Source organism: Pseudomonas sediminis (genome assembly GCF_039555755.1).
Lineage (GTDB): Bacteria > Pseudomonadota > Gammaproteobacteria > Pseudomonadales > Pseudomonadaceae > Aquipseudomonas > Aquipseudomonas mendocina_D.
On record NZ_CP154631.1, the window covers coordinates 1,971,119 to 1,997,645 of the forward strand.

Here is a 26,527-nt window from a genome sequence, read left to right on the forward strand (position 1 = left end):
AGGCGACATGGCACGTTTCTTCATTGATCGACCGATTTTTGCCTGGGTCATTGCCATCGTCATCATGCTGGCCGGCGGGCTGTCGATCAGCCAGTTGCCGCTGGAGCAGTACCCGGACATCGCGCCGCCGACCGTGCGCATTTCCGCCACCTACACCGGTGCTTCGGCCAAGACCATTGAGGACTCGGTCACCCAGGTGATCGAACAGCAGATGAAGGGCCTCGACGGCCTGATGTACATGTCGGCCACCAGCAGCTCCGATGGCAGCGCCAGCATCAGCCTGACCTTCACCGCCGGCACCGATGCCGACGTGGCGCAGATGCAGGTGCAGAACAAGTTGCAGCAGGCCGAATCACGCCTGCCGCAGTCGGTGCAGAGCCAGGGCATCACGGTGACCAAGGGCGGCGGCGACTTCCTGATGATCGTCGCCATCTCCTCCGCCAATGCCAGCGTCACCGCCACCGATATCGGCGACTTCATCGACAGCCAGTTGCTCGACCAGATCAGCCGTGTCGATGGCGTCGGTGATGTCGATACGCTGGGCTCCGGCTATGCCATGCGCGTCTGGCTCGACCCGGCCAAGATGGAGCAGTACGCGCTGATGCCGAGCGATGTGAGCAGCGCCCTGGAGGCGCAGAACACCGAGGTATCTGCCGGCCAGCTGGGCGCCCTGCCGGCCGCAGCCGGGCAGCAGCTCAACGCCACCATCACCGCGCGCAGCCGCTTGCAGAGCGTGCAGGAATTCCGCGACCTCGTGCTCAAGACCGACAGCGACGGCTCGCTGGTGCTGCTCTCGGATGTGGCGCGGGTCGAGCTGGGCAGTGAAAGCTACGACATCACCAGTGCGCTCAACGGCCAGCCGGCGGCAGCCATGGGCGTCAAGCTGGCCACCGGCGCCAACGCGCTGGACGTGGCCGAGGCGGTCAAGGCGCGCCTGGCCGAGCTGCAGCCGAACTTCCCGGCGGAAATGCAGTTGCAGACAAGCATTCCCTACGACACCACGCCTTTCGTCAGCCTGTCGATCGAGGAAGTGGTCAAGGCGCTGTTCGAAGCCATCGTGCTGGTGGTGGCGATCATGTACCTGTTCCTGCAGAACGTGCGCGCCACGCTGATCCCGGCGATCACCGTGCCGGTGGTGCTGCTGGGTACTTTCGGCGTGCTGGCGACCATGGGTTATTCGATCAACTCGCTGACCATGTTCGCCATGGTGCTGGCCATCGGCTTGCTGGTGGATGACGCCATCGTGGTGGTGGAGAACGTCGAGCGGGTGATGGCCGAGGAGGGCCTGTCGCCCCGCGAGGCCACGCGCAAATCGATGGGCGAGATCAGCGGCGCGCTGATTGGCATCGCTCTGGTGCTGTCGGCGGTGTTTATCCCGATGGCTTTCTTCAGCGGTTCCACCGGGGTGATCTACCGGCAGTTCTCGGTCACCGTGGTCAGCGCCATGCTGCTCTCGGTGCTGGTGGCCATGACCTTGAGCCCGGCGCTGTGCGCCAGTCTGCTCAAGCCGGGCCATGGCGAGGCGCAGCGCGGCTTCTTCGGCTGGTTCAACCGCATGTTCGCGCGCAACACCGAGCGTTATCAGTCCGGCGTTGGCGCGGTACTGCGCCGTGGCCCGCGCATGCTGCTGGTGTACGCGGCCATCGTCGCCGTGCTCGGCTTCGGTTATGCGCGGCTGCCGGGCGCGTTTCTGCCGGATGAAGACCAGGGCATGCTGATGGCCATGGTGCAGCTGCCGGTAGGCGCCACCGACGACCGCACGCAGGCGGCCACCAAGGAACTGGTCGATTACCTGCTCAAGCAGCCGGAAGTGGACTCGCTGATCACCATCACCGGTATGGGCATGGGCGGCAACGCGCAGAACTCCGGACGCGCCTTTATCAAACTGAAGGACTGGAGCGTGCGCGAAGGCGCCGACCAGAGCGGCGCAGCCCTGGCCCGTCGCGCCACTCAGGAGCTGTCCGGGTTGCGTGACGCGAGCATCTTCATCATGCAGCCGCCGGCGGTGCGCGGCCTCGGCGAAAGCTCGGGCTTCGACCTGCATCTCAAGGATGTCGGCGGTGTTGGCCACGATGCGCTGATTGCCGCGCGTGACCAGTTCCTCGCCCTGGCGGCCAAGAGCGACAAGTTGGTCGGCGTGCGCAGCACGGGCCTGGAGGATACCCCGGAGTTCCACATCAGCATCGATGACCGCAAGAGCGGCGCTTTCGGCCTGGCTACCAGCGACATCAACGACACGCTGGGCACCGCCATGGGCGGCAGCTACGTCAACGACTTCGTCTACAACGGCCGGGTGCAGAAGGTCTACGTGCAGGGCGAAGCGAATGCGCGCATGCAGCCCGAGGACATCAACCGCTGGTACGTGCGCAACGATGCCGACGAGATGGTGCCGTTCAGTGCCTTCGCCAGCAGCGCCTGGAGCTACGGTTCGCCGCTGCTGGAGCGCTACAACGGCAACTCCTCGGTGGAGTTGGTGGGCGACCCGGCTGACGGCGTCAGCTCCGGCGAGGCCATGACCGAGGTCGAGGCGCTGGTCGCGCAACTGCCCAGCGGCATCGGCTACGAGTGGTCCGGGCAGTCCTACCAGGAGCGCCTGTCCGGTTCGCAGGCGCCGTTGCTCTATGCGGTGTCGATCCTGTTCGTGTTCCTCTGCCTGGCCGCTTTGTACGAGAGCTGGTCGGTACCGTTCTCGGTGATGCTGGTGGTGCCGTTGGGCGTGGTCGGCGCGGTGGTCGGCAGTGGCCTGGCCGGGCTGAGCAACGACGTCTACTTCCAGGTCGGCCTGCTCACCACCGTGGGCCTGGCGGCGAAGAACGCGATCCTGATCGTCGAGTTCGCCAAGCACCTGCAGGAGCAGGGTGTGGAACTGGTCGAGGCGACGCTGCAGGCTTGCCGCCAGCGTCTGCGCCCGATCCTGATGACCTCGCTGGCGTTCATGTTCGGTGTGCTGCCGCTGGCCCTGAGCAGCGGTGCCGGCGCCGGCGGCCGCCAGGCCATCGGCACCAGCGTATTGGGCGGCATGTTCAGCGCCACCGTGCTGGGCATCATCTTCGTCCCGCTGTTCTTCGTGCTGGTGCGCCGCCTGGTCGGCAAGCGCGGCAATCTGGCTGCAGCAGAAGGAGTCTCGGCATGAGCCGCGCGATGTTTCCCCTGGCGCTGGTCGCGGCGCTGACCCTGGCCGGCTGTGTCAACCTGGCGCCGGACTACCAGCAGCCGGCCGCGCCGGTCCCCGCGCAGTGGCCGGCCAGCGCCGACACCGGCACGGCCTCGGCGCAGCTCGGCTGGCAGAGCTTCTTCCTCGATGCGCGGCTGCGTCAGGTGGTAGGGCAGGCGCTGGACAACAACCGCGACCTGCGCGTCGCCGCCCTTAATGTGGAAAAGGCCCGCGCGCTTTACCGCGTGCAGCGTGCCGAGCTGCTGCCCAGCGTCAACGCGTCGGCCAGCGGCACGCACAGCCGCACGCCGGCGAGCACGAGCAGCACCGGCAGCGCCACGACCAGCCACCAGTACAGTGCGGAAGTTGGCCTGAGCGCTTATGAGCTGGATCTGTTCGGGCGCATCCGCAACCTCAGCGATGCCGCCCTGGAGGATTACCTGCAACTGGAGGAGACCCGCCGCAGCACGCAGATCAGCCTGATCGGTGAAGTCGCCACAGCCTGGCTGACCTTGGCCGCGGATCGCGACCTGCTGCACCTGGCCGAGGAAACCCTGGCCAGCCAGCAGGCCAGCTACGCCCTGCAGCAACGCAGCCATGATCTGGGCAACACCTCGGGCCTGGCGCTGGCGCAAGCGCAAACCACCGTGGAGTCGGCGCGGGTCGACGTGGCCACCTATCAGAGCCAGGTGCAGCAGGACATCAACGCCCTCAACCTGCTGGTCGGCGGCACACTCAGTGACGACCTGCTGCCCGATGGCCTCGACGACAGCAGCGCGCAACTGCTGGAAATCCCCGCTGGCCTGCCGTCGAGCCTGCTGCAGCAGCGCCCGGACGTGCTGGCCGCCGAGCACGGGCTGAAATCGGCCAACGCCGATATCGGCGCGGCACGTGCGGCGTTCTTCCCCACCATCAGCCTGACCGCCAGCGCCGGCAGCAGCAGTACCGCGCTCAGTGGGCTGTTCAAGAGCGACAGTGGCGCCTGGAGCTTTGCCCCGAGCCTGAGCCTGCCGATCTTCGACGGCGGCGCCAACCGCGCCAATCTCGATGCCGCCAAGAGCGAGCGCGACATCCAGCTGGCCACTTACGAGCAGACCCTGCAGAGCGCCTTCCGCGAGGTGGCCGACGTGCTCGCCGAACGCAGCACCCTGCGCCAGCGTCTGCAGGCCCAGCAGGCGCTGACCGACGCCACCGCGCGCAGTTACCAGTTGGCCGACGTGCTCTACCGCAACGGCGCCAGCAGCTACCTTAATGTGCTCGACGCACAGCGTGAGCTCTATGCCGCGCGCCAGGATCTGATCAGCCTGCAGCTGACCGAACAAAGCAACCGCATCACTTTCTACCGTGTGCTGGGAGGCGGCTCGCTGAGCCAGACCCCGGCCGCCAACACCCCCGATGGAGCGACCCCATGACTGCCAAGACCCTTATCGCCAGCCTGAGCTGCAGCCTGCTGCTGGCCAGCACCCTGCTGCACGCCGCGCCGCAGGAGCAGGACGCCGACAAGAAACTCACCACGTCGGCCACGCAGAGTAGCCAGCAGGCCAAGACACAGACCTCGAGCAAGTCGCAGGCCCTGCAAGGTCAGACGAAAACTCAGACCCAAAGCAAGCCCAAGGCCCAGCAGACCCAGCCAAGCCAGGCCAAGGCTCAGACTCAGAGCAAGCCAAAAGCCCAGCAGACCCAAGCCAAGGCCCAGACCGCCAGCAAGGCGCAGACTCAGCAGAGCCATGCCAAGCCCAAGGCGCAAACCACCCGCGAAGGAGCGACCGAATGAGCACCAAGACCCTGATTACCCGTTTGAGCTGCGGCCTGTTGCTGACCAGCACCTTGCTGCACGCCGCCCCGCAGGAGCAGAACGATCCCCACAACGGCAAGCACGGCACGCCGGCCGCGCAGAGCAGTCAGCCGGGTAAACCGTCGAATCAGCGGCCGAGCCAGGGCAAGCCGCAAACCCAGAACAAGCCACAGGAGCAACAGAGCCAAGGCAAACCGCACCAGAGTGCGAGCAAGGCGCCTGGCCAGGCCCAGGGCGGCAAGCCGCCGAGTGACTTCAGCAGCGTGCGCAAGGTGTTCCAGGAGCGCCGTGGGCAGATCGGCAAGGGCGGCAATGTACCGGCCAGCGTCCATATCCAGGCCGGCAAGCCGTTGCCTTCGGGCTACGGCAAGCGCCTGGACAGCGCCCAGCTCAAAGGCGTACCGACCTATGCCGGCTACGAATGGCGCCGCGTCGGCAGCGACATGGTGCTGGTCGCCATCACCACCGGCATCGTCCATACCATTCTCTCCGGCGTACTCAACTGAGTGGCCAGCCGCGCCCGGCCAATGCCGGGCGCTCTGCTCGGCTGCGCGATCGTTAACCCAAGCGTAACGATCGCGCGGCCGGCTTGATTGATGCCCCCGCCCACCACTCCTAAGGTGACGCCACGACAGCGGAACCTGTGGAGTCTTCAATGACAACAACAATATCCCCACCGCCGCAGTGGTCGCGTCGTCGCGCGGAAAAAGCGCGGCGACTCGATCAGGTGTGCAACCTCGCCGGTGGCGTGGTGCTACCCAGCGACAAGATAGTCGCGGCGCTCGAAGGGCGGTTTCACAGCGCTCGAGTGTGAGGCAGTCACATCTTGCTCACGAAGTGACTATTTACCGATAGAGGCAATTCCAGTTTCTTGTAGAGATTCAGAAATGCTGGCAACTCGCCTGCGTCATCCTCGCACTCGATTTATGAGGTGAGAAGTGTTCCTGGAAACCAATCGTATGTCCTCTGGCCCCGCCTTCTTTTTCTGCATGTTATTTGGTTGGGCCAATTAGGTTGTCGCTCAGGAATACTTGATGCATACGATTACAAATGCCTGTTTCCAGGTAATGACCAAGGCATTTGCGAGCAAAGGTGTAGCGCTGGCCAGGTATCTACCTGGGTTGGATCAGGCCTTGGCCGGACACGAGCCGGTCAGGGTGATGCTGGTCTACCGTCTGCTGAGTGCACTCGTGAGCGAAACGGGTGATGCGGAAATGGGCTGAATGCATACGAGCATTTTCACCCGTGCATTCTGGGTGCTCAGAGCTACGCGCTGATGTCCACTCCGACGTTGGCTCACGCGCTGCAGCGCCTGGCCGATTATCACCCGATGACCAGCGACGGCTCGCACATGTTCCTGGAGCACCATGTCGAGCCCCTGAAGCTGGTTGGCCTGGAGAACGCCACGGTGGCCCAGCGGGCTCCGCGAGCCTTCATCGATGCGGGGGCGGCCTTGATCTTTGCCATCGTGCACTGGCTTTCGCCGTTTCAGCGGCCCATGCCATTGATGCTGGAACTGACCTATCCGGAGCCTGCCGACACGCGGCAGTTACGGCGCCTGTTTGGCGATAACCTGTATTTCTCGGCACGGCGCAATTGCATGACGTTCAGTGTTGAGGCTGGTGCGATCGAACTGCCCACTGCGGCCGCAGCCCTGCATCCCCTGCACGTCGAATATGCGCAGGCGCGCATGAGTGAGCAGGTGGATGGATCGCTGGAAGCCAGGGTAAGGCGCGTTCTGGCCGAGCAACTGAGTCAGGGTATCAGCCCGAGTCTCAGCCAGATTGCCGATCAGCTTGGTATGAGCCGGCGCAGCCTGCAACATGGCCTTGAGCGTGATTCGGCGAACTTCAGTCTGCTGCTGGACCAGGCCCGCCGCCGGCAGGCTGACAGTTTTCTGCGCAACACCAGCCGCAGTCTCAAGTACATCTCGGCGCAGCTGGGGTTTCGTGATCAGAGCAGCTTTCACAAGGCGTGCATGCGTTGGTTCAACACCTCGCCGAATCAGTACCGTGCATTACAGGAGGGTCGCGCGTTGTGAGGACGTGCACATCGCCTGGCATATGTCGTCACGTTACAACGAGTTGTCGATAAAGAACATTGCATGCAAAAGCTGTTTTGTATGAGGCTGTCATATGTAGGAGTATTACGGGGCATGGAGCTCTGTGGTTCTTTCCCTTCCCACGTACGACCCGAAAACAATAATGAAGAAGCACCTCAACGATCAGTTATTCGAACTCATCGCAGCGAGCATCCGTAAAGGTCGACTCAAGTCGGGAACCTTGCTGCTTGAAGGGCCCCTGGCGGATCTGTTCGGGGTGAGCCGCTCGCCTGTGCGCCAGGCGCTGCTCAGCCTGCATCAGGCAGGTCTTGTCTGTACGTTCGAAGGCCGTGGTTATCTGGTGGGTGCGCAGCCTGGCAAGGTGCTGCGGCGCAAGCTCGAGGCCGCTGATTTCAAGCTTACGGATGAGCAGGCTCAGGTTCCGCGCAAGACTGAAACCTGGAAATCCGTATACGACCAGATCGAACGGGACTTGCTGCACCAGTCGCTGTTCGGTACCTATCGCATCAACGAGCTCGAACTCTCCCGCCATTACGCCATCAGCCGCACGGTCTCCAGCCAGGTGCTCACGCGCCTTTCGCTGATGGGGTTGGTCGAGCGCGACGAGCGCTCCCGTTGGCAGCTCGGGCAGTGGGACGAGGCGCGTTTGGCTGAGCTGTACGAAGTGCGTCGGCGCCTGGAGCCTTATGTGCTGATGCGGGCGGCGGAGTTCATCGATGGCGAGCAGATCGAGGGGTATATCGAGCGTCTGCACCAGGCCGTTGATCTCTACCCGGACATGGACAGCCGCCAGTTCGACGACCTGGAAAGCGACCTGCACATCGAGACCCTGGGCCGCTGTCCCAACCGGCAGATGCTGCAGATACTGCGCCGTACTCACTCGCTGCTGCTGTCGGGCAAGCACATCCTGCTGGACAAGAGTTACTTCCCCGATGAGGAGCCCTTCTTCCGCGAGCACCTGAGCATCTTCGAGAACCTGCAGGCCGGTCGCCCTGACCTGGCGGCGCAAAGCATGGAGGAGCACCTGGTGATCGCCGAGCGCAAGGTCAAGCAGCGCCTGGCGCAGTTCCGCGCGCAGAACGTGATTCAGGCCGTGCCTTATCTGGAGCGGATCGACGCGTAGACGCCGCTGTAGGAGCCCTCTTGCGGGCGATCAGGGTGCCGGCAGAGAAAGTGGGCTGCTACGAGGCGGCACATCACAGATGCACGTCAGTAACGAAAACGGCCGGGAATCTCCGGCCGTTTTCGTATCAGCAGAACCTGACGATCAGGTCACCGCACCCACCTGCCACGGCACGAACTCGTTGTCGCCGTAGTTGTACAGCTCACTCTTGGACGGCTCGCCCGAGGCGATCTCGATAAGGATGTCGAAGATCTTCTGCCCGGCTTCGGCGATGCTCAACTCACCGTCGACGATGCCGCCGCAGTTGATGTCCATGTCCTCTTCCAGCTTGCGGAACATCTCGGTGTTGGTCGCCAGCTTGATGCACGGCGCCGGTTTGAATCCGGACACCGAGCCGCGACCTGTGGTGAAGCAGATCATGTTGGCGCCGGAGGCGACCTGGCCGGTCACCGATACCGGATCGTAGCCGGGGCTGTCCATGAACACGAAGCCGCGTTCGGTGATCGGCTCGCCCCATTCGTATACGCCGTTGAGCGAGCTGGTGCCGCCCTTGGCCGCCGCACCGAGGGATTTTTCCAGGATGGTGGTCAGGCCGCCGGCCTTGTTGCCTGGCGAGGGGTTGTTGTTCAGCTCGGCACCGTTGATGCGCGTGTATTCCTCCCACCAGGTCAGGCGGTCGAGCAGCTTCTGGCCCACTTCATGGCTGATCGCACGGGCGATCAGCAAGTGCTCGGCGCCGTAGATTTCTGGCGTTTCGCTGAGGATTGCAGTGCCGCCGTGCTGCGCCAGCAGGTCTGCTGCGTAGCCCAGTGCTGGATTGGCGGTGATGCCGGAATAACCGTCGGAGCCGCCGCACTGCATGCCGACCATGATGTGCTCGACACTTTCCGAGGTGCGCTCCAGGCGGCCGATGGCGTCGAGCATCTCGGTCACTTGCTCGATGGCGCGGGCGATGCTGGCGCGGGTGCCGCCGGCATTCTGGATGTTGAAGACGCGGAAGTTCGGTCCTTCGCTGATGTTGTAGCGCTTCATCAGCGAGCTGATCTGGTTGGTCTCACAACCCAGGCCGATGACCAGCGCACCCGCGATATTCGGGTTGCAGGCGTAGCCCCAGATGCTGCGTTCGAGGAACTTGAAGCCTTCCGATTCGGTATTGATCGCACAGCCACTGCCATGGGTCAGCGCCACCACGCCGTCGATGTTGTAGCGCTTGAGCAACTCCGAGCCGTTGAAGTGCGCGGCCACGGCGCGTGACACGGTCGCCGAGCAGTTCACCGTGGACAGGATGCCGATGTAGTTACGTGTGCCGACGCGGCCATCCGGACGGCGATAACCCATGAAGCGGCGGCGCTGTTCCGGTGGCAGTACCGGCGTGCGCTCGATGGGCGGTGGCAGCTGGTTGTTGGCGTGGCTCTGCGGCATCGACACGTTGTGGGTGTGCACGTGGGCGCCGGCGGCGATGTCCTGGCTGGCGACGCCGATGACCTGGCCGTACTTGAGCACGGCTTCGCCACTGGCGATGGCGCGGCGGGCGATCTTGTGGCCGGCGGGAATATCGTCCAGAGCCTCTAGATCGAGCTTTTCGACTCGGCTGCCCTGGGCCAGAGCACGGCGTGCGACGGCCACGGAATCTTGATCGCTGAGGATAACCACGGCTGGGGTGTTGGTGATGAGTTGCATGGCTCGTTCTCATTGTTGTTGTGATCGACTGGCGACGATACTGACAAAAATGAACATTGCACGCAATAATTTGTGATGTTAGTGTCGGCTCCACAGGGCTGCTTGCCAGCTTACAAAAACAACAATGTGAGGCTTTCCCGATGGCTCATTCCCATCCTTCCGGGAGCGTTGGCTGCCAGCCGACATCCTGCCTGTACGCTGTCATCGTCAGCTTGCTGGAGCGCCGTCATGCATAAGCTCGTCGACGGTTATTTCACCCTGCTCAAGGTGCTGGCGATCATCTGTCTGGTGACCATGGTGGTGCTGGTATTCGGCAACGTCGTGCTGCGCTACGGCTTCAACGAAAGCATCCTCATTTCCGAAGAAATTTCGCGTTGGGCCTTCGTCTGGCTGACGTTCCTTGGCGCCGTGGTGCTGCTGCGCGAGCGTGGTCACATGAGTGTGGACCTGGCGCTCCGGGCGCTGCCGAGCTGGGGTGAGCGTGGCTGCCTGATCCTTTCCCAATTGCTGATGCTGGCCTGTTCCGGGCTGTTCTTCTGGGGCAGTTGGCAGCAGATGGAAATCAACTGGAACGTACCGTCGCCGGTCGCTGGCTGGTCGATGGGCCTGTTCTACGGCTCTGGTGTGTTCTTCGGCATCTCGGCCTGCCTGATTCATCTCTACGAGATCGCCCGTCTCGCACTGGGCGGCGACATACCGCGACCTGACCTCTCGGCCGAGCTGCATCAGTAGCGCTTTCCAGTATTTCGTCCGGCCTGCCGCCGGCGCTCAATTTCATAATAAGAATCGGAGTGATGTGATGGTCATCATCGCGATATTCGTACTGTCTCTGCTGGGCGCCATGGCCATTGGCGTACCCATCTCCTATGCGCTGATCCTCTGCGCACTGGCCATGATGTATCACCTCGATCTGTTCGATGCGCAAATCGTCGCCCAGGGTCTGGTCAACGGTGCCGACAGCTTCCCCCTGATGGCTGTTCCATTCTTCATGCTCGCGGGTGAGCTGATGAATGCCGGTGGTCTGTCCCGGCGTATCGTCAACATGGCCATTGCTCTGGTCGGCCACATCAAAGGCGGGCTTGGCTACGTCACCATCCTGGCCGCCTGCGTATTGGCCAGCCTGTCAGGCTCGGCTGCGGCGGATGCCGCTGCGCTGGCTGCGCTGCTGGTGCCGATGATGGTCAAGGTCGGTCACGACAAGGCGACCGCTGGTGGTCTTGTCGCTGCATCGGGCATCATCGCCCCGGTTTTGCCGCCCTCGATTGGCCTGATTCTGTTCGGCGTGGCGGCCAACGTATCGATCACCAAACTGTTTCTCGCCGGTATCGCCCCCGGTCTGATGATGGGCGTGTCGCTGTGCATCGCCTGGGCCATCATCTCGCGCCGCGAGACGCTGATCACCCGCCCGCGAGCGCCGATGCGCGAAGTCGCCAAGGCGTTCTACGAAGGTGTCTGGGCGCTTCTGCTGCCGGTGATCATCCTCGTTGGCCTGCGCGCCGGGATCTTCACGCCCACGGAGGCGGGCGTGGTGGCAGCTGTCTATGCGCTGTTCGTTTCCCTGGTGATCTATCGTGAGCTGACCTGGAAAAGCATGTACCAGGTACTGGTGTCTTCGGTGATGACCACGGCGATGGTGATGTTCCTGGTCGCTTCGGCCATGGTCGCTGCCTGGATGATCACCGTGGCCGATTTGCCGAGCTCGGTGGTCGAGGTGCTGGAGCCGCTGATGGACAGCCCGCGTCTGCTGATGCTGCTGATCGTCGTCATCATCGTGCTGATCGGCATGGCCATGGACATGTCGCCGATCATCCTGATTCTGGCCCCGGTGATGATGCCGGTGGCGGTCGCGGCCGGTATCGATCCTATCTACTTCGGCGTGATTTTCGTCATGACCTGCGCCATCGGGCTGATCACTCCGCCCGTTGGGCTGGTGCTCAACGTGGTGGCCGGTGTGGCGAAGATCGACTTCGTCGCCACCATCCGCGGTGTGTTGCCCTTCCTGCTCGCCGAACTGCTGGTGATCGGCCTGCTGCTGGCCTTCCCGCAACTGCTGCTGGTACCCGCGCAGTGGCTCTACTGATCGACAACACCGCATTCGTCGTGTTCTGACGGCGAATGCGGAGCGGGCTGTTTCGCCCATTTCCCCGCCATCGCTGGCGGTAATAACAACAAGAGGAAACCTTATGAAATTCATCCCCAAAGCCCTCGCCGCACTGCTCTGCTCCTCGGCCCTGCTGTTGTCTGCCGCCAGCCAGGCTGTAGAGGAGATCAACCGCCACAACTTCAAGGTCGCGTTCGTCCAGGCCAAGGATCACCCGCACGGGCTGGGGGCGAACAAGTTCGCCGAGATCCTGAAGGAGAAGAGCGACGGCAAGATGAAGGTGATGGTGTTCGCCAGCGGTACCTTGGGCGGCGATGCTCAGGTGATCTCGTCCGTACAGGGCGGCACTGTCGACATGACGCTGGTAACTCCTGGCCTGCTCTCGGGCATCGAGAAGGGCTTCGCCCTGTATGGTCTGCCGTTCCTGTTCCAGAACTCTGCCGAGGTCGATGCCGTGCTCGACGGTCCGGCCGGGCAGAACCTGCTGACCACCCTGGAGCCGCATGGTTTGATCGGCCTTGGCTACTGGGATCATGGCTTTCGTCATGTCACCAACAGCAAGCACCCGGTGCAGAAGCTGGAAGACATCAAAGGCTTGAAACTGCGCCTGCAGCAGATTCCGACCGCCATCGAATCGTTCAAGGCGCTGGGTGCCAACGTGGTGCCGCTGTCGTTCACCGAGCTGTACACCGCGATGGAAACCCGCACCGTGGATGGCCAGGAGAACCCACTGGCGGCTATCGAAACCTCGAAGTTCTACGAAGTGCAGAAGTACCTGTCGCTGACCGGCCACTTCTACGATCCGCTGGTGGCGATCTTCAGCAAGCGCACCTGGGACAAGCTCAACGAAACCGAGCGTGAACTGGTACGCAGTGCATCGCTGGAAGCCCAGGCCTACGAGCGCAAGGTATCCCGCGAGATGGCCGTGAGTTCGCGCGAAGCGCTGGCCAAGCATGGCATGCAGATCAACGAAGTCGCGCCTGAGGAAATCGAGCGCATGCGTGAGCAGGTGCGTCCGACCGTCGAGAAGCTGGTCGCCGAGTATGGCCCAGCGCTGATGGATGAAATGAACGCCGAGATCGCCAAGGTCCGCAACGCTCAGTAACCCTTTACGTCTGTGCTCGGCACGGCTGATGCCGGGCACAGTCGCTACATGCAAGGTGGAGTCTCATGACCGCTATCAATGTTGGGTTCATCGGCCTCGGGTTGATGGGCCATGCCATGGCCAGCAACATCCAGAACAAGGGCTTCAGCCTCGGAGTTACGGCGCACCGCAACCGTCAGCCGGTCGAGGATCTGGTCAGCAAGGGCGCCCGCGAATACGCCAATGCCGCCGAGCTGACGCGTGCCGTCGACGTGGTGCTGCTGTGTCTGCCAGGCACGGCGGAAGTCGGCCGCGCTCTGGCTGGCGAGACCGGTATTCTCGCTGGCTTGCGCCCGGGGCAGATCGTCGTCGATTGCAGCACGGGTGATCCGAATCGCACCGCCGAGCTGGCCTCGCAGGTGGTTGCACAAGGCGGCCATTATCTCGATACGCCGGTCAACCGGACCCCCAAGGATGCCGTGGCCGGACGCCTCAATGTGCTCGCCGGCGGCGATGCCGAGGTGCTCGACAAGGTGCGCCCGGTGCTCGAGTGTTTCTCCGAGACCATCCACCACCTTGGCCCCCTGGGCTCAGGCCACAAGGCCAAGGTTATCCACAACTTCATTTCCCAGGGCAATGCCACCATTCTCGCCGAGGCGTTCTGCACGGCGGCGAAGAATGGTATCGACCTGGCCGCATTCGCCGAGATCTGCAGCATGAGCGGCGGCTACAGCCGCACCTTCGAGCGGATCATTCCCTATGTCCTGAAAGGCGACGATTCCGGGCAGCAGTTCGCCCTGGCCAACTGCGAGAAGGACATGCGCTATTACACCGAGCTGACCAAGCTGACTCCGACCACCGGCATCGTTTCCGACGCGGTGTACCAGACCTTCATGCTGGCCAAGGTGCTCGGCCACGGCGACAAGTACGTACCGCGCCTGTTTGACGTGCTGGGCGAAATCAATGGTGTACGGGTCAGCGCCCGTCAGGAGGACAAGGTATGAAACTGCTGCGTTACGGCCCGCTGGGCAAGGAAAAACCGGCTCTGGTTGCGGCCGATGGCAGCCTGCGCGATTTGTCACAGCACGTGCCCGATATCAACCCGCAGACGCTCGACGCCAAGGCACTCGATGAGCTGCGTGCGCTCGATCCGGCCAGCCTGCCGCGAGTCGAGGATGGTGTTCGTATCGGCACGCCCATCGCCAATATCGGCAAGCTGCTGTGCGTCGGGCTGAACTATGCCGACCATGCCAAGGAATCCAACCTGCCGGTGCCCAGCGAACCGGTGCTGTTCATGAAGGCGACCAGTGCCATCTGTGGGCCGAACGATCAGGTGATCATTCCGCGCGGCTCGGAAAAGACCGACTGGGAAGTGGAGCTGGGCATCGTCATCGGGCGCAAGGCGCAGTACGTCGAACGTGAGCAGGCGCTGGAGCATGTTGCCGGCTACTGCATCGTCAATGACGTTTCCGAGCGCGCCTACCAACTCGAAAGGGGCGGCACCTGGGACAAGGGCAAGGGCTGCGACACCTTCGCGCCCATCGGTCCCTGGCTGGTGACGCCTGACGAAATCGCCGATCTGCGCAATCTCGATATGCACCTGAGCGTGAATGGCGAGACCCGGCAGAACGGCAACACTCGCACGATGATCTTCTCCATCGACGAGATCGTCAGCTACATCAGCCAGTTCATGACGCTCAACCCGGGTGACGTGATCTGCACCGGCACGCCGCCAGGCGTGGGCGCGGGCATGAAACCGCCACAGTTTCTCAAGGCCGGCGACCGCATGCATCTCAGCATCAGCGGCCTGGGTGAGCAGCGCCAGAACGTGGTGGCCTGGCAGCGTTGAACATTGGGCGGCGCCTGTCGCCCGCACCTGAACGAGATGAGGTTTGAATATGCAACGACGCCTTTACCCAGGGCGCGATTTTCGCCGTGCGCAGAATATTGACGAGTTGCGCGAGATGGCGCGCCGCCGGTTGCCGAACTTTTCCTTCGAGTATGTCGAGGGCGGCGCCGACGATGAGGTGACGCTCAGGCGTAACCGCAGCGTATTCGAGGGCATCACCCTGCAGCCGCGCACACTTGTCGATGTTGGCCAGCGCGATCTGGGGTGTCATTTCTTCGATCGTCCATCGAGTATGCCTTGTTTGATCGGCCCGACTGGCTTCAACGGCCTGCTGACCGATCGTGGTGATTGGCACCTTGCCCAGGCGGCCACCCGTGCCGGTATTCCCTTCGTGCTGAGCAATGCTTCCACCGTCGCCATCGAAGAGATCGCTGCCATCGACGGGGTGCGTGCCTGGATGCAAATTTACCTGTACCGCACCCGCCAGCACGTTGCCGATCTGGTGGCGCGCTGCAAGGCACTGGAACTAGAGGCCATAGTGGTCACCACCGACAGTGCGATCCTCGGCAATCGTGAGTGGGACCGGCGCAATTACAGCCGGCCGCTGAAGCTCGACCTGCGCAATACCTTCGACGTTGCGGCCCATCCTAGCTGGGTCTGGGATGTGCTGGTACCCCATGGCGTGCCGCGCTTCAAGAACCTGGGCAATCTGTTGAAGCCAGGGCAGGACTCGGTGAAAGGCGCGGCCAGTGCCATCGGCCAGGAGCTGGACGCCACCCTGAGCTGGCAGGACATCGCCTGGTTGCGCGACCTGTGGCCCGGAAAGCTCATTATCAAGGGTCTGATGCATCCGGACGATGCGCCCCAGGCACTCAAGTACGGCGTCGATGGCGTGGTGCTGTCCAATCACGGCGGTCGCCAGCTCGATGGCGCAGTGTCGGCCATGGAGGTGCTGCCCGGTATCGTACGGCAGCTCAAGGGGCGCGTTAGCGTGTTCCTAGATGGTGGTTTCCGCCGCGGCACGGACATTCTCAAGGCCCGTCTGTTGGGCGCCGATGGGGTGTTCCTGGGGCGTGCGGGTCTTTATGGCCTGGCCGCGGGCAAAGGCCCGGGGGCCAGCCACGCGATCGAGATCCTGCGTAGCGAGATGGACCGTTCCCTGGGGCTGCTGGGCTGCAGCAGCCTGGAGGAGCTGACCCCCGATCTGATCCACGATCCCGTCTGGCGCGGCTTGGCCGAAGCCATTCGTCGCTAGTTTTCCAACTGCCTCGCACCCACCCACGAATCTGCAGGTGCGAGGCAGCTTTTTATGACCTGCCATCCTTGGTAGCCACCCTTTCGGGGGCATCGCATACTACGTTGAAAATGGCTCCCGGCTATTTTTTATCCCACTGACCTTCATGTTTTCGTAACCCGGATGCAATTCGGGGCAAACCATCGCCCGACAAGCCACTCCCGGAGTGCATCCGGCTACGCATTAGGTGTCGATGCGCCGATCCAGCTTGTGTAGGAACGGTCGGACGGAGAACCGAATTCGCGGATAAATCCGCTGCTACAGAGGCATAAGTTCATAAAAAACGCCGCGACCCGGCAAGGGCATCGCGGCTTTTGTTTAACTGATCGGAGCAATCAGAACGGCCAATCGCTGCCGGCCTCGTTGGCCGCTCCACGCAGCGCCGCCAGCACATCGTCTGGCAACTCCAGCCCTTGCTCGAAGGCTTTGGCGCGGCGCGCGATGCCGGCGTGGCCCGGCATGCGCACCGGGTTTTGTGCCACCCGCGGACGACTTTCCAGGCATGCACCGACGAAGTGATCCATCTCTGCTTTCAGTTCATTGACGCCACCGAAGAACGCTGGGTCGAAGGTCAGCACGGTCACCGCAGCGCCCCATTGCTTGACCCCGTCCTTGCGCCCGAAACCGCCCAAACCGGCAGTCAGCGCCTCGACCATAGTGCCAAGGGCGAAGCCCTTGTGGCCGAACTCCAGGCTGCCCAGTGGCAAGATCGCGCCCGGAGGCGTGCTGAAGTAGGCCGCTGTGTCGCGGGTCGGCTGGCCGTCCTGGCCGATCAGCGCGGCATGTTCCAGCTTGCCGCCAGCCTGATGGGTCTTGTTCACCAGGCCATTGGTGATGGTCGACATGCTGACGTCGATGAGAATCGGCTTCTCGCCGGTGGGAATGCCGATGCCCAGCGGATTGGGCGTGTACACCGGGTCGAGGCCGCCATGCGGTGCCACCGAGGCCACGGCCGGGTCGGAAGTGAGTACCAGCGGAATCAGGTTCTGCTCGGTGTAGCGCTGCAGGTAGGCCGCCAGGCAGGCGATATGGTGCGAGCGGCGGATGGTCGCCACGCCGATGCCGAAGGTGCGGGCTGCCTGCGTGGTGAAGTCCAGCGCCTGCTCCACGCAGTAGGGGCCAAGCAGGTAGTCGGCGTCATAGAGTCGCGCCGCCGGTGTCTGGCGGATGATTCGCAGACTTTCGGCATTGCCTTTGGCGTGGCCGGCGCGCAGGTCCTTGAGATAGCCCTGTGCCAGTTTCACGCCATGGGTGTGATGGCCGAGCAGATCGCCCTCGACCAGTACGCGGCTGACGACACTTGCCACGTCCGCGCTGACCTCAGCGTCGAGAAACAGCTGTTCGATGAATTGTTCGAGTTCTGCAGGGGCGATACGGCTCATTCGAGTGCTTCCTTGGGCTTGGTCAGGGCGCGTGGGTAGCGCATGCGCCAGTACTTGGCGAGCAACGGGAACAGGGCCACCAGCAGTACGAGCGAGGCCAGGCCGATGCTGATCGGGCGCTCGACGAAGGCCAGCAGATTGCCGTTGGCCTTGATCATCGAGGTCATGAAATTGCTTTCCAGGATATTGCCCAGCACCAGGCCCAGGATCGCCGGGGCGATGGGGAAGTCGGCGCTGGCGATCAGGTAGGCGACCACGCCGCAGATCAACATGATCCACACGTCGGTGATGCTGTTGTTGATGGCAAAGGCGCCGACGATGCAGAAGCACAGGATGATCGGCATCAGCACGCGGGTTGGCGTGACGGCAAAGACGTGGGCGCTGCGAATCGCCAGGTAGCCGATGGGGATCAGGATCAGGTTGGCGACGAAGAATGCGGTGAACAGACCGTAGGCCATGGCGCTGTTGTCCATGAAGATGGTCGGGCCGGGGTTCATGCCCTTCATGTACAGCACGCCGATCACGATGGCGGTGATCGAGTCGCCTGGAATGCCGAACACCAGAGCCGGCACCCAGGCACCCGCTACCGCAGCGTTGTTCGCCGAGCCGGCGTCGACCAGACCCTCGATATGACCTTTGCCATAGGCTTCGGGCGTCTTCGAGCGTTTCTTGCTGACGGCGTAGCAGATCCAGGCGGCGATGTCCGCGCCGGCACCCGGCAGTGCGCCGATGAAGGCGCCCAGGCTGCTGCCGCGGATCACGTTCTTCCAGTAGCGCTTGAGGTGCATCGGCACCAGGCCGAAGACGCTGCCGCTCTGGGGGGCGATGTCCTGGGCCGAGCCGTTGTCATTGGCCTTGTCCCTCGGTTGAGCGTAGAGCTTCATGACCTCGTACATGGCGAAGAAGCCGATCATCACCGGAATGAAGTTGATCCCGGCCATCAGGTCCGGCACGTCGAAGGTGAAGCGCGGCGCACCGGTGACCAGGTCCAGGCCGACGGTGGCCAGCAGCAATCCGACCAGCAGTGACAGGAATCCCTTGATCGCCGAACCGGTGGAGATGAACACCGCGCTGCCGAGGCCGAGCACGGCCAGCCAGAAGTATTCGAAGGAGCTGAAGTTCAGCGCGAACTCAGCCAGCGAAGGCGCAATCATCACCAGCACCAGGGTGCCGGTCAGACCGCCGATCACCGAGCAGGAGACGTTTACCCCCAATGCTTCGCGGGCACGACCCATGCGCCCGAGCGCGGCTGAGTCGGCGACGTAGGCCGCTGATGCCGGTGTGCCGGGGATGTTCAGGTAGGTGCCGGGGATGTCGCCGGCGAAGATCGCCATGGCCGCAGTGGTGATGATCGCGGCGATGGCGGCAGTGGGCTCCATGGCGAAGGTGATAGGCACCAGCAACGCAACGGCCATGGTGGCCGAAAGGCCTGGAATGGCGCCGACGAAAACGCCGAACAGCGCTGCAATGATGATCACAAACAGCGTCTGGAAATTGAAAACGAGCAAGATGCCGTCGAGTAGTTCGTTCATGCGTGTTTCCTCAGAAACCCAGAGGGCCGACGGGCAAAGGGACCTTGAGCAGGTGGCCGAAGGACAGGCTGATCACCGCCGTGGCCAGCGCAGCGATGACGATGGCGGGCAGTACGCGAACACCGCGTTGCACAAGCAGCACCAGCATGATCAGCAGCATCATCGTGGCCGCGCCCAGCACGTCGCTGAGGTAGATGTAGGCCACCACCAGGATGCCCGGCAGAATCACCGCGAAGCTGGGCAGGGGCAGGCGGGGTGTGCTTTGGTCCGGCCCACTGGCGCGCAGCTGGCGCAGGGCGCTGATGCTTAGCAGCAGACCTCCTACGGTCATGCCGATGGCAATCAGGGAAGGAAACAGGTCGGCCCCGTACTGCATGCCCGGTACGGCGGGGAACTCACGCGCGAGCAGCCATACGGTGATGCCAAGGGCGATGAAAATGATGCCGAACAGAAGGTCTTTCATGGTGCGTTCTCGAACTGCTGGAACAAAAGCATGCGACGCCCCGACGGGGCGTCGCATCGGATGAAGTCACTTCTTCATGCCGATCTTTTCGATGATGCCGCCCATGTACGCGTTGTTGTCGACCAGGAATTTCTTGAAGTCCTCGCCCTTGTGCCATTCGACACCGAAACCCTGGCGCTTCATGAAGTCCTGGTAGAACTCGCTGTTGTAGGCCTTCTCCAGGGCGTCCTCGAGTTTGGCCACCACGGCCGGGTCCATGCCTTTGGGGCCGGCGACACCGCGCCACTCACCCAGCGAGTAGTCGCTGCCGATGCTCTCCTTGATCGTCGGGATATCCGGGAAGGCCGGGTTGCGCTCGGGGGAAAGAATCGCCAGGCCCTTGGCCTTGCCGGCTTCGATCATCGAGCGGGCTTCGGGTACCGAGGACGGGACGAGTTCGATGCTGCCAGCGGCCAGTTCGACCATGGCCGGAGCGGCGCCCTGGCTGGGAATCCAGGTGACCTTGTTGGGCTCGATGCCGCGATCCATCAGCAGGCCGGCGAAGGCCACATGCCAGATGCCGCCCAGGCCGGTACCGGAAGCCTTGAAGGTACCCTTCGGCTTGTCGGCGATGTCCTTCAGGAGCTCTTCGACGTTGCTGTACGGCGCATCGGCGCTGACCTGTACGCCCGGGTAGTCGTAGTTGGTCATGGCCAGGGGCGTGAAGTCCTCGTGGGTGATCTTGGTCAGCCCCTGCCAGTGCATCATGTTCAGCTCACCGGTCACGAAGCCCAGGGTGTAGCCGTCGGGTTTGGCGCTGGCCATCACTGTGTGGCCCACCACGCTGCCACCGCCGGGACGGTTGACCACGTTGATGGTGACGCCCAACTCCTTCTCCAGCGCCGTGGCGATACCGCGTGCGGCAGAGTCGCTGCCGCCACCGGCGGCCCACGGCACGATCAGTTGGATGGGTTTGTTCGGGTATTCGGCCATGGCTGCCACTGGGGCGCCCAGAAGGGAAAAGCCGAGGGCGAGGCTGAGCGGGCGAAGCAGAGTGCTTAGCTTGATCATGAAAGGTCACCTATTGAAGTTATTTTGAGTGAGGTGCAGCTAGGTTCCGCTTGAACGAGTCGGCCAGGCAGATGGCACGGCGTGGAATCAAAGCCAGGCCGAAACTAGGCAACTCTGGGGGAGGTGTCTAATGAGGCTTTCTCATCGAGTCATAACTAGGGGTTATTCGCTGATGATTCGTCGCGAATGGCTGCCCGCAACGCCTCTATGAAGTCGCGGACTGCAGAGGATATGGGCTCGTCCTTGCGCAGCAGCACACCGTAGGCCAGTGGCGGCGGCGCCAGGTTTGTCTGTACCTGTTTCAGGCTGCCGTCGAGCAGGTTCTGCCGCACCACGGCTTCCGGCAGCAGGGCCAGGGTGTCGCTGTTGCACAGCAGTTTCAGCGTGGTTTGCACGGAGGTGGTTTCGATGCTGTTCGCTGGCGGGTTGACCCCGGCGTCGCTGAACGACTGCTCCAGCGATTGACGCAGCGGGGTGTTGAGCGGGTAGAGGACCCAGGGCCATTCGGTCAGTTGCGCCGGGCTGACGCGTTGCCGCGCGCAGAGCGGGTGTTCGGGGCGGGCGATGAGCAGGAAGGGTTCTTCGGCCAGCGCGGTGAAATCGAAGCGCTGGCGCTGCGGATGATCGGTGAAGCGCCCGACCACCAGGTCCAGCTGCTTGTGCTCCAGCAACTTGAGCAGATGGTCACTGGTGTCCTCCAGCAGTTCGATGGTCAGCAGCGGGCGCCTGCCTTTCAGGCGCAACAGGGTTTCAGGCAGGGCGTGGGCAGTGGCGGCGAAGATGGCGCCCACCTTGAGGTAGCCATGGCCGCCCTGGCGCAGGCTTTCCAGGCGATAGCTGAAGGTCTGGCAATCATTCAGGGCGCGCTGTGCATAGGCGATCACTTCCGCGCCCAGCTCGGTTGCCGGCAGTTCGCGGTTGAGACGTTCGAACAGGGTGAAGCCGAACTGGTTCTCGATGTCGCGCAGCATCTTGCTCACCGCAGGCTGGCTCAGCCCCAGCTGCTGGGCGCTGCTGTGCATGTTGCCGGTGCGGGCCAGGCTGTCGATCAAGGCCAGGTGGCGATAGCGCAGCCAGTTGTGAAGCGTCGGGAGATTGCCGGTTTGGCTCATGACGGATGTGCTCAGGAAGACTCGATAACCGGATCATATCGCGTACTGACTAATAGTCATTGGTGGTTATCGCGATTGGGGAGATAAGGTCGGCCGGCCTGACTGCACCACTGGGTGCCCCTGCAGGCATCCCCTTCGCATAACAAGACGGACACTGCCATGTCACATGCTCTCAGCCTTTCGCCCAGCAACACCTTGCCATCCGACGGCCTGCGCGGAACCCTCGTCGGCCGGGCCTGGCTGCCCGGAGAGCACGCGGGGCCTGCGCCTATCCTGCTGCGTGAAGATGGCGTCTACGATCTTTCCACTCTCGCGCCGACCCTAAGCGGGCTGTTCGAGCGCGAGCAGTTGTTGGCCAGCCTGGCGAGCGTTGGCGGCAGCCCGCTATGCAGCGTCGAGGCATTGCTGTGCAACAGCGGTGCTGATTTCAATCCACAGCTGCCCAGCCTGCTGGCGCCGGCCGATCTGCAAGTGCTCAAGGCTGCCGGCGTCACCTTCGCGTCCAGCATGGTCGAGCGTGTGATCGAGGAGCGCGCCGGTGGCGACGCCAGCCTGGCCGAAGGTGTGCGAGCCAAGGTCAGGCAGGTACTGGGCGACGATTTCGCCAGCATCAAGCCGGGCTCCGAGAAGGCCCAGCAGGTCAAGGCGCTATTGCAGGAGCAGGGCCTGTGGTCGCAGTACCTGGAAGTCGGCATCGGCCCGGATGCCGAGATTTTCACCAAGGCACCGGTACTGGCTGCCGTTGGCAGCGGGGCGGAGATCGGCATTCATCCCGGCTCGGTGTGGAACAACCCGGAGCCGGAGGTCGTGCTGGCCGTCAACAGCCGGGGCGAGGTGCTGGGTGCAACCCTGGGCAACGACGTCAACCTGCGGGATTTCGAAGGCCGCAGTGCCCTGTTGCTGAGCAAGGCCAAGGACAACAATGCCTCATGCGCCATCGGCCCCTTCATCCGCCTGTTCGACGATACCTTCAGCCTCGATGATGTGCGCAACACGGTAGTTCGCCTGCGCGTCGAGGGCGCTGACGGCTATGTGCTAGAAGGCACCAGCTCCATGGATAAGATCAGCCGCGATCCGCTGGATCTGGTCGGCCAGGCGCTCAACCGCAATCACCAGTATCCGGATGGCTTCCTGCTGTTTCTCGGCACCCTGTTCGCGCCGACCGAGGATCGTGATGCACCGGGTGGCGGCTTCACCCACAAGCTCGCCGATCGGGTGATCATCAGCAGTGAGCAGCTGGGCGCCCTGCACAACAGCGTCAACCACAGCGACAAGGCGCCGGTCTGGCAATTCGGTCTCAACGCGCTGATCAACAACCTGGCGGCACGCGGCCTGGTCTGATGCTCAGGCGTTGCCCTGCGCCGGTGTGAGCTGCTCGATGAACAGGCGGCTGATCGAAGACAGGCTGACACCGCGCCGGGTGATCAGCTGATACGGCTCGCTGCGGCTCTTCAGTTGCAGCGGCAGGATGCAGGTCATGCCGAAACCGGTGCAGAAGCGCGCCACGTCTGTAGACAGCAGTGCGACCAGTTCCGGGTTCTTCTGCAGCAGCGACAGGGTGGTGAAGGCCGAGGTGGTTTCCAGCAGGTGCAACGGGAAGCGTAGCCCCGCCTGCTGGAATTCCCGCTCCAGTGAAAGGCGCATCGGCATGTTGGCCGAGTAGACCACCCAGCGGCTATCAGCCAGGTCGGCCAGTTCCAGTTGCGCGCGGCCGGCCAGCGGATGATCACGGTTGGCGACCACGGCTAGGGTTTCGTCACGCACGTCGATGCAGTCGTATTGCTCCGGCTGGCGGCTGATGCTGGTGCGACAGATCGCCAAATCCAGACGGCCCTGGTCGAGCAGGCTGAGCAATCGCGCACTGGTGTCTTCGACGATTTCCACCGACAGATCCGGGTGCGCTTCCAGCAGCCGGGTCAGCGCATCCGTCATAAATGGCACTGCGCCCATGATCACGCCGACCGACAGCCGTCCGCCGTGGCCCTGGAGAATCCCCAGCATTTCCTCGCGCAGATGGGTCAGGTCGGTCTGGATCAGCTTGGCATAGCGAATTGCGCAATGCCCCAGCTCGTTGGCCTCCAGGCCGCGGTTGGTGCGTACGAAAAGCGGCGCGCCCAGCGTGGTCTCTATTTCCTGCAGGGCCTTGGTTGCTCCGGGTTGGCTGATCGAGACCAGTTCCGCGGCCTTGATCAACGAGCCCTGCTCGCCAAGGGCGATCAGCAGACGCAGTTGGCGGAAGCGCAGGCGGGAAAAAATGGAGGACACCGATGGCAGCATATATAGCTTTCCCTTATAGCAGTATCAGCGCCTCTCATTAGTCAGGAGCGCTTCTATCTCATAGTTTGCCTGGGCGGCAAGGCTATCTGTGAGAATGTCCGAGTGATCTTACTCGACGTTTTCCGCTGCCTGCTATTACAAAAAACAAAGCAGAGGCTTCCCATGGCACTTATCAACTACCTCACCCAAGTCCAGTTCGGCTATGACGCCCTCGGCCAGTTGGCTGCCGAGTGTCAGCGTATTGGTATCACTCGGCCCTTTATCGTCACCGATACCGGGGTGCGTGCTGCAGGTATCGTCGACAAGGTGCTGGCGCAACTGACCGAGCCCGCCGTTGCCGAGGTATTCGACCAGACGCCGCCGAACCCGAATGAAGGTGTGGTACGTGCTGCGGCTGCGCGTTATCGCGATGGTGGCTTCGACGGCATCATCGCGGTCGGTGGCGGTTCCTCCATCGATCTGGCCAAGGGCGTTGCCGTGTGCGGCACCCACGAAGGCCCGCTGAAGCAGTTTGCTGTCATCGAAGGTGGGCTGACTCGCATCACCGCCGCCACCGCGCCTGTGATCGCCATCCCCACCACCGCCGGTACTGGCAGCGAAGTCGGTCGCGGCGCCATCCTGATTCTCGACGACGGGCGCAAGGTTGGCGTCATCTCGCCCTATCTGATCCCGCGCTCGGCGATCTGCGATCCCGAGCTGACCCTCGGCTTGCCGGCGCAACTGACCGCTGCCACGGGCATGGATGCCATCGCCCACTGCCTGGAAACCTTCATGGCTCCGGCGTTCAATCCACCCGCCGACGGCATCGCCCTGGATGGTCTGTGGCGTGCCTGGCGGCACATCGAGCGTGCAACCCGTACCCCCGGAGATCGCGAGGCGCGGCTGAACATGATGAGCGCCTCGATGCAGGGCGCCCTGGCGTTCCAGAAGGGCCTGGGTTGCGTGCACAGCCTCAGTCACGCACTTGGCGGCATCAACCCAAGGTTGCACCACGGCACCCTCAACGCGGTATTCCTGCCTGCGGTTATTGCCTTCAACGCGCAGTCCGACTCGGTGCGCGACGAGCAGAAACTGCAACGCATCGCTCAGGCCATGGGGTTGGGTAGCGCGGAGCAAATCATCCCGGCGATCCGTGAGATGAACCGTCGTCTCGGCATGCCTTCGGGCCTGGCGGAAATGGGCGTGGACGAGTCGCTGTTCCCGGCGATCATCGAAGGTGCGCTGGCCGACCATAGCCACAAGACCAACCCGCGGGTGGCGAGTGCCGAGGACTACGCCGAGTTGCTGCGTCAGTCGTTGTAAGTGCGCTGATGGCGTGGCCGAGGCTGTGGCATTGGTGGCGTAATGCTCGAGAGGCGTCGGCCTTCCGCCAGCTGCCATGACCTCCGGACAAGTCCACTCCCACAGTAAACGCAGGCGCTGCGGCTTGCATCGTGGGAGCGGACTTGTCCGCTAATGCTCTCCTGATGCGGCTGTGGGCAGTGCCTTTCAGGCATCTTCCAACAGCGTGTCCAGCTCTTTGCGCAGGAGCTCCAGCAATTGCGCTGCCAAAGGCGACAGGTTGGTGCCGCTGCGATGGATGATCGAGCACGGTTCGTTACGCGACTGCAGCAATAGTGGCAAGCGGCGCAGCAGGCCGAAGCCTTCGCTGGAGCAGGCGATGGAGTGGGGCATCACCGCGACCAGCTGCGGGTCTTCCTGCAGCAGGCTGAGCATGGTGAAGGTCGAGGAAGTTTCCAGCGGGTTGCGTGGAAACTCCAGGCCGGCTTCGCCGAATTCACGCTCCAGCACCGTGCGCATCGGTGTGCCGGTCGGGTAGACCACCCAGCTGTAGGCGCTCAGGTCGGCCAACTGCAACCCCGGTTTGTTCTGCTGCGGATGCTGCGGGGCTGCGACCAGCGCCAGGCGCTCGGCATGCAGGCTCAGGCACTCGTAGGCGTCCGGATGCTGGCTGCCACTGGTGCGGGCGATGGCCAGATCCAGGCGGCCTTCATCGAGCAGCTTGAGCAGTCGCGGGCTGATGTCCTCGACGATCTGCACGGAAATATCCGGCTGCGCCTGGCGCAGGCGGGTGAGGGCGCGCAGGACCAGCGGCACCGAGCCGGCGATGGTGCCCACTGCCAGGTGACCACCATGGCCCTGGAGGATGCCCTGCATCTCGTCGTGCAGGTGTGCCAGGTCGTTGTGGATAAGGCGCGCGTAGCGGATCACGCAGCGGCCCATGTCATTGGCCTGCAGGCCTTGGGCCGTGCGTATGAACAGGGGCGTGCCGAAGGTGGTTTCGATCTCGTGCAGCGCCTTGGTAGCACCCGGCTGGCTGATGGCGATGCGCTCGGCTGCACGGTGCAGGGTGCCCAACTCGTCGAGGGCGATCAGCAGGCGCAACTGGCGAATACGCAGGCGCGAAACGATGTAGTTGAGTGGCTGCAACATAGGGGGATGACGAAAAGTTATCACCTAATCAGAAGCTTTCATTAGGCAGCACTGCGGGCAATTTTTAAAGTGCTAGCCAAGCAACGCCGCTGCGTCGGCGCAAGAACAACCGGACAAGAACAACAGGAGCACAGCG

Annotated in this window: 23 protein-coding genes and 1 pseudogene; 16 read left to right on the forward strand and 8 right to left on the reverse strand. The window is 63.0% G+C overall.

The annotated features are described in order from the left end of the window. Positions 1-7: 7 nt before the first annotated feature. The 8 genes and pseudogenes from AAEQ75_RS09410 (at position 8) to AAEQ75_RS09445 (ending at position 8,134) form a co-directional block, all read left to right on the forward strand. Positions 8-3,133 carry an efflux RND transporter permease subunit gene (locus tag AAEQ75_RS09410; RefSeq protein WP_343351885.1) on the forward strand — a complete coding sequence of 1,042 codons (3,126 nt, stop codon included), beginning with the start codon at positions 8-10 and terminating at the stop codon, positions 3,131-3,133. Then, complete coding sequence (locus AAEQ75_RS09415) at positions 3,130-4,566, forward strand: efflux transporter outer membrane subunit (RefSeq protein ID WP_343351886.1); 1,437 nt, start codon at positions 3,130-3,132, stop codon at positions 4,564-4,566. The genes AAEQ75_RS09410 and AAEQ75_RS09415 overlap by 4 nt, the downstream gene beginning before the upstream one ends. Continuing rightward, positions 4,563-4,928 (forward strand): hypothetical protein, encoded by a 366-nt coding sequence (locus tag AAEQ75_RS09420; RefSeq protein WP_343351887.1) that lies wholly within the window; start codon positions 4,563-4,565, stop codon positions 4,926-4,928. Before AAEQ75_RS09415 ends, AAEQ75_RS09420 begins: the two co-directional genes overlap by 4 nt. Further along, positions 4,925-5,455: an anti-virulence regulator CigR family protein gene (locus AAEQ75_RS09425; protein ID WP_343351889.1), complete on the forward strand. Its 531-nt coding sequence runs from the start codon at positions 4,925-4,927 to the stop codon at positions 5,453-5,455. Before AAEQ75_RS09420 ends, AAEQ75_RS09425 begins: the two co-directional genes overlap by 4 nt. Positions 5,456-5,604: 149 nt before the next feature. Continuing rightward, positions 5,605-5,736, forward strand: a pseudogene (locus AAEQ75_RS09430) (hypothetical protein); the annotation flags it as partial. Positions 5,737-5,983: 247 nt separating this feature from the next. Further along, complete coding sequence (locus AAEQ75_RS09435) at positions 5,984-6,172, forward strand: hypothetical protein (RefSeq protein WP_256833991.1); 189 nt, start codon at positions 5,984-5,986, stop codon at positions 6,170-6,172. Positions 6,173-6,225: 53 nt separating this feature from the next. Continuing rightward, on the forward strand, positions 6,226-6,990 hold the full coding sequence (locus tag AAEQ75_RS09440) for a helix-turn-helix transcriptional regulator (RefSeq protein WP_343351892.1): 765 nt from the start codon (positions 6,226-6,228) through the stop codon (positions 6,988-6,990). Positions 6,991-7,153: 163 nt separating this feature from the next. After that, positions 7,154-8,134, forward strand: a complete 981-nt coding sequence (locus AAEQ75_RS09445) for a GntR family transcriptional regulator (RefSeq protein WP_343351894.1) — start codon at positions 7,154-7,156, stop codon at positions 8,132-8,134. Positions 8,135-8,278: 144 nt separating this feature from the next. Here AAEQ75_RS09445 and AAEQ75_RS09450 read toward each other — a convergent pair whose 3' ends face one another. Continuing rightward, on the reverse strand, positions 8,279-9,814 hold the full coding sequence (locus AAEQ75_RS09450) for a UxaA family hydrolase (protein WP_343351896.1): 1,536 nt from the start codon (positions 9,812-9,814) through the stop codon (positions 8,279-8,281). Positions 9,815-10,042: 228 nt separating this feature from the next. Between AAEQ75_RS09450 and AAEQ75_RS09455 the strand changes: the two genes are divergently transcribed. From AAEQ75_RS09455 to AAEQ75_RS09480, 6 genes are all read left to right on the forward strand, one after another. Then, complete coding sequence (locus AAEQ75_RS09455) at positions 10,043-10,546, forward strand: TRAP transporter small permease subunit (RefSeq protein ID WP_179575123.1); 504 nt, start codon at positions 10,043-10,045, stop codon at positions 10,544-10,546. Between the two features lie 67 nt (positions 10,547-10,613). Next, positions 10,614-11,894: a TRAP transporter large permease subunit gene (locus tag AAEQ75_RS09460; protein ID WP_179575124.1), complete on the forward strand. Its 1,281-nt coding sequence runs from the start codon at positions 10,614-10,616 to the stop codon at positions 11,892-11,894. Positions 11,895-11,997: 103 nt separating this feature from the next. After that, positions 11,998-13,020 carry a TRAP transporter substrate-binding protein gene (locus AAEQ75_RS09465; protein ID WP_343351899.1) on the forward strand — a complete coding sequence of 341 codons (1,023 nt, stop codon included), beginning with the start codon at positions 11,998-12,000 and terminating at the stop codon, positions 13,018-13,020. A gap of 65 nt (positions 13,021-13,085) precedes the next feature. Continuing rightward, positions 13,086-14,003 (forward strand): NAD(P)-binding domain-containing protein, encoded by a 918-nt coding sequence (locus tag AAEQ75_RS09470; protein ID WP_179575125.1) that lies wholly within the window; start codon positions 13,086-13,088, stop codon positions 14,001-14,003. Continuing rightward, entirely contained in the window at positions 14,000-14,848 is an 849-nt protein-coding gene (locus AAEQ75_RS09475; RefSeq protein WP_143507195.1) for a fumarylacetoacetate hydrolase family protein, read from the forward strand. The genes AAEQ75_RS09470 and AAEQ75_RS09475 overlap by 4 nt, the downstream gene beginning before the upstream one ends. Before the next feature lie 49 nt (positions 14,849-14,897). Beyond that, positions 14,898-16,103 carry an alpha-hydroxy acid oxidase gene (locus tag AAEQ75_RS09480; protein ID WP_343351903.1) on the forward strand — a complete coding sequence of 402 codons (1,206 nt, stop codon included), beginning with the start codon at positions 14,898-14,900 and terminating at the stop codon, positions 16,101-16,103. 374 nt (positions 16,104-16,477) lie between these two features. Here AAEQ75_RS09480 and AAEQ75_RS09485 read toward each other — a convergent pair whose 3' ends face one another. The 5 genes from AAEQ75_RS09485 to AAEQ75_RS09505 all read right to left on the reverse strand — a co-directional run bounded on the left by AAEQ75_RS09485 (position 16,478) and on the right by AAEQ75_RS09505 (position 21,681). Further along, complete coding sequence (locus tag AAEQ75_RS09485) at positions 16,478-17,524, reverse strand: Ldh family oxidoreductase (RefSeq protein ID WP_343351905.1); 1,047 nt, start codon at positions 17,522-17,524, stop codon at positions 16,478-16,480. Further along, positions 17,521-19,056, reverse strand: a complete 1,536-nt coding sequence (locus AAEQ75_RS09490; RefSeq protein ID WP_343351907.1) for a tripartite tricarboxylate transporter permease — start codon at positions 19,054-19,056, stop codon at positions 17,521-17,523. Before AAEQ75_RS09490 ends, AAEQ75_RS09485 begins: the two co-directional genes overlap by 4 nt. 10 nt (positions 19,057-19,066) lie before the next feature. Next, positions 19,067-19,519 (reverse strand): tripartite tricarboxylate transporter TctB family protein, encoded by a 453-nt coding sequence (locus tag AAEQ75_RS09495; RefSeq protein WP_013713421.1) that lies wholly within the window; start codon positions 19,517-19,519, stop codon positions 19,067-19,069. Positions 19,520-19,585: 66 nt separating this feature from the next. Continuing rightward, the gene (locus AAEQ75_RS09500) at positions 19,586-20,569 is read right to left on the reverse strand and encodes a tripartite tricarboxylate transporter substrate binding protein (protein WP_013713422.1); all 984 of its coding nucleotides are present in this window, start codon (positions 20,567-20,569) and stop codon (positions 19,586-19,588) included. A gap of 155 nt (positions 20,570-20,724) precedes the next feature. Beyond that, positions 20,725-21,681 carry a LysR family transcriptional regulator gene (locus AAEQ75_RS09505; protein ID WP_013713423.1) on the reverse strand — a complete coding sequence of 319 codons (957 nt, stop codon included), beginning with the start codon at positions 21,679-21,681 and terminating at the stop codon, positions 20,725-20,727. A gap of 159 nt (positions 21,682-21,840) precedes the next feature. Between AAEQ75_RS09505 and AAEQ75_RS09510 the strand changes: the two genes are divergently transcribed. Continuing rightward, positions 21,841-23,022 carry a fumarylacetoacetate hydrolase family protein gene (locus AAEQ75_RS09510; protein WP_013713424.1) on the forward strand — a complete coding sequence of 394 codons (1,182 nt, stop codon included), beginning with the start codon at positions 21,841-21,843 and terminating at the stop codon, positions 23,020-23,022. Between the two features lie 3 nt (positions 23,023-23,025). Here AAEQ75_RS09510 and AAEQ75_RS09515 read toward each other — a convergent pair whose 3' ends face one another. Then, complete coding sequence (locus AAEQ75_RS09515; RefSeq protein ID WP_343351911.1) at positions 23,026-23,958, reverse strand: LysR family transcriptional regulator; 933 nt, start codon at positions 23,956-23,958, stop codon at positions 23,026-23,028. A 162-nt stretch (positions 23,959-24,120) separates the two neighbouring features. Between AAEQ75_RS09515 and AAEQ75_RS09520 the strand changes: the two genes are divergently transcribed. Then, positions 24,121-25,260, forward strand: coding sequence for an iron-containing alcohol dehydrogenase (locus tag AAEQ75_RS09520; protein WP_343351913.1), 1,140 nt, complete (start codon positions 24,121-24,123; stop codon positions 25,258-25,260). 186 nt (positions 25,261-25,446) lie between these two features. Here the strand turns inward: AAEQ75_RS09520 and AAEQ75_RS09525 are convergent, their stop codons facing one another. Next, the gene (locus AAEQ75_RS09525; RefSeq protein ID WP_343351915.1) at positions 25,447-26,391 is read right to left on the reverse strand and encodes a LysR family transcriptional regulator; all 945 of its coding nucleotides are present in this window, start codon (positions 26,389-26,391) and stop codon (positions 25,447-25,449) included. Positions 26,392-26,527: the final 136 nt, after the last annotated feature.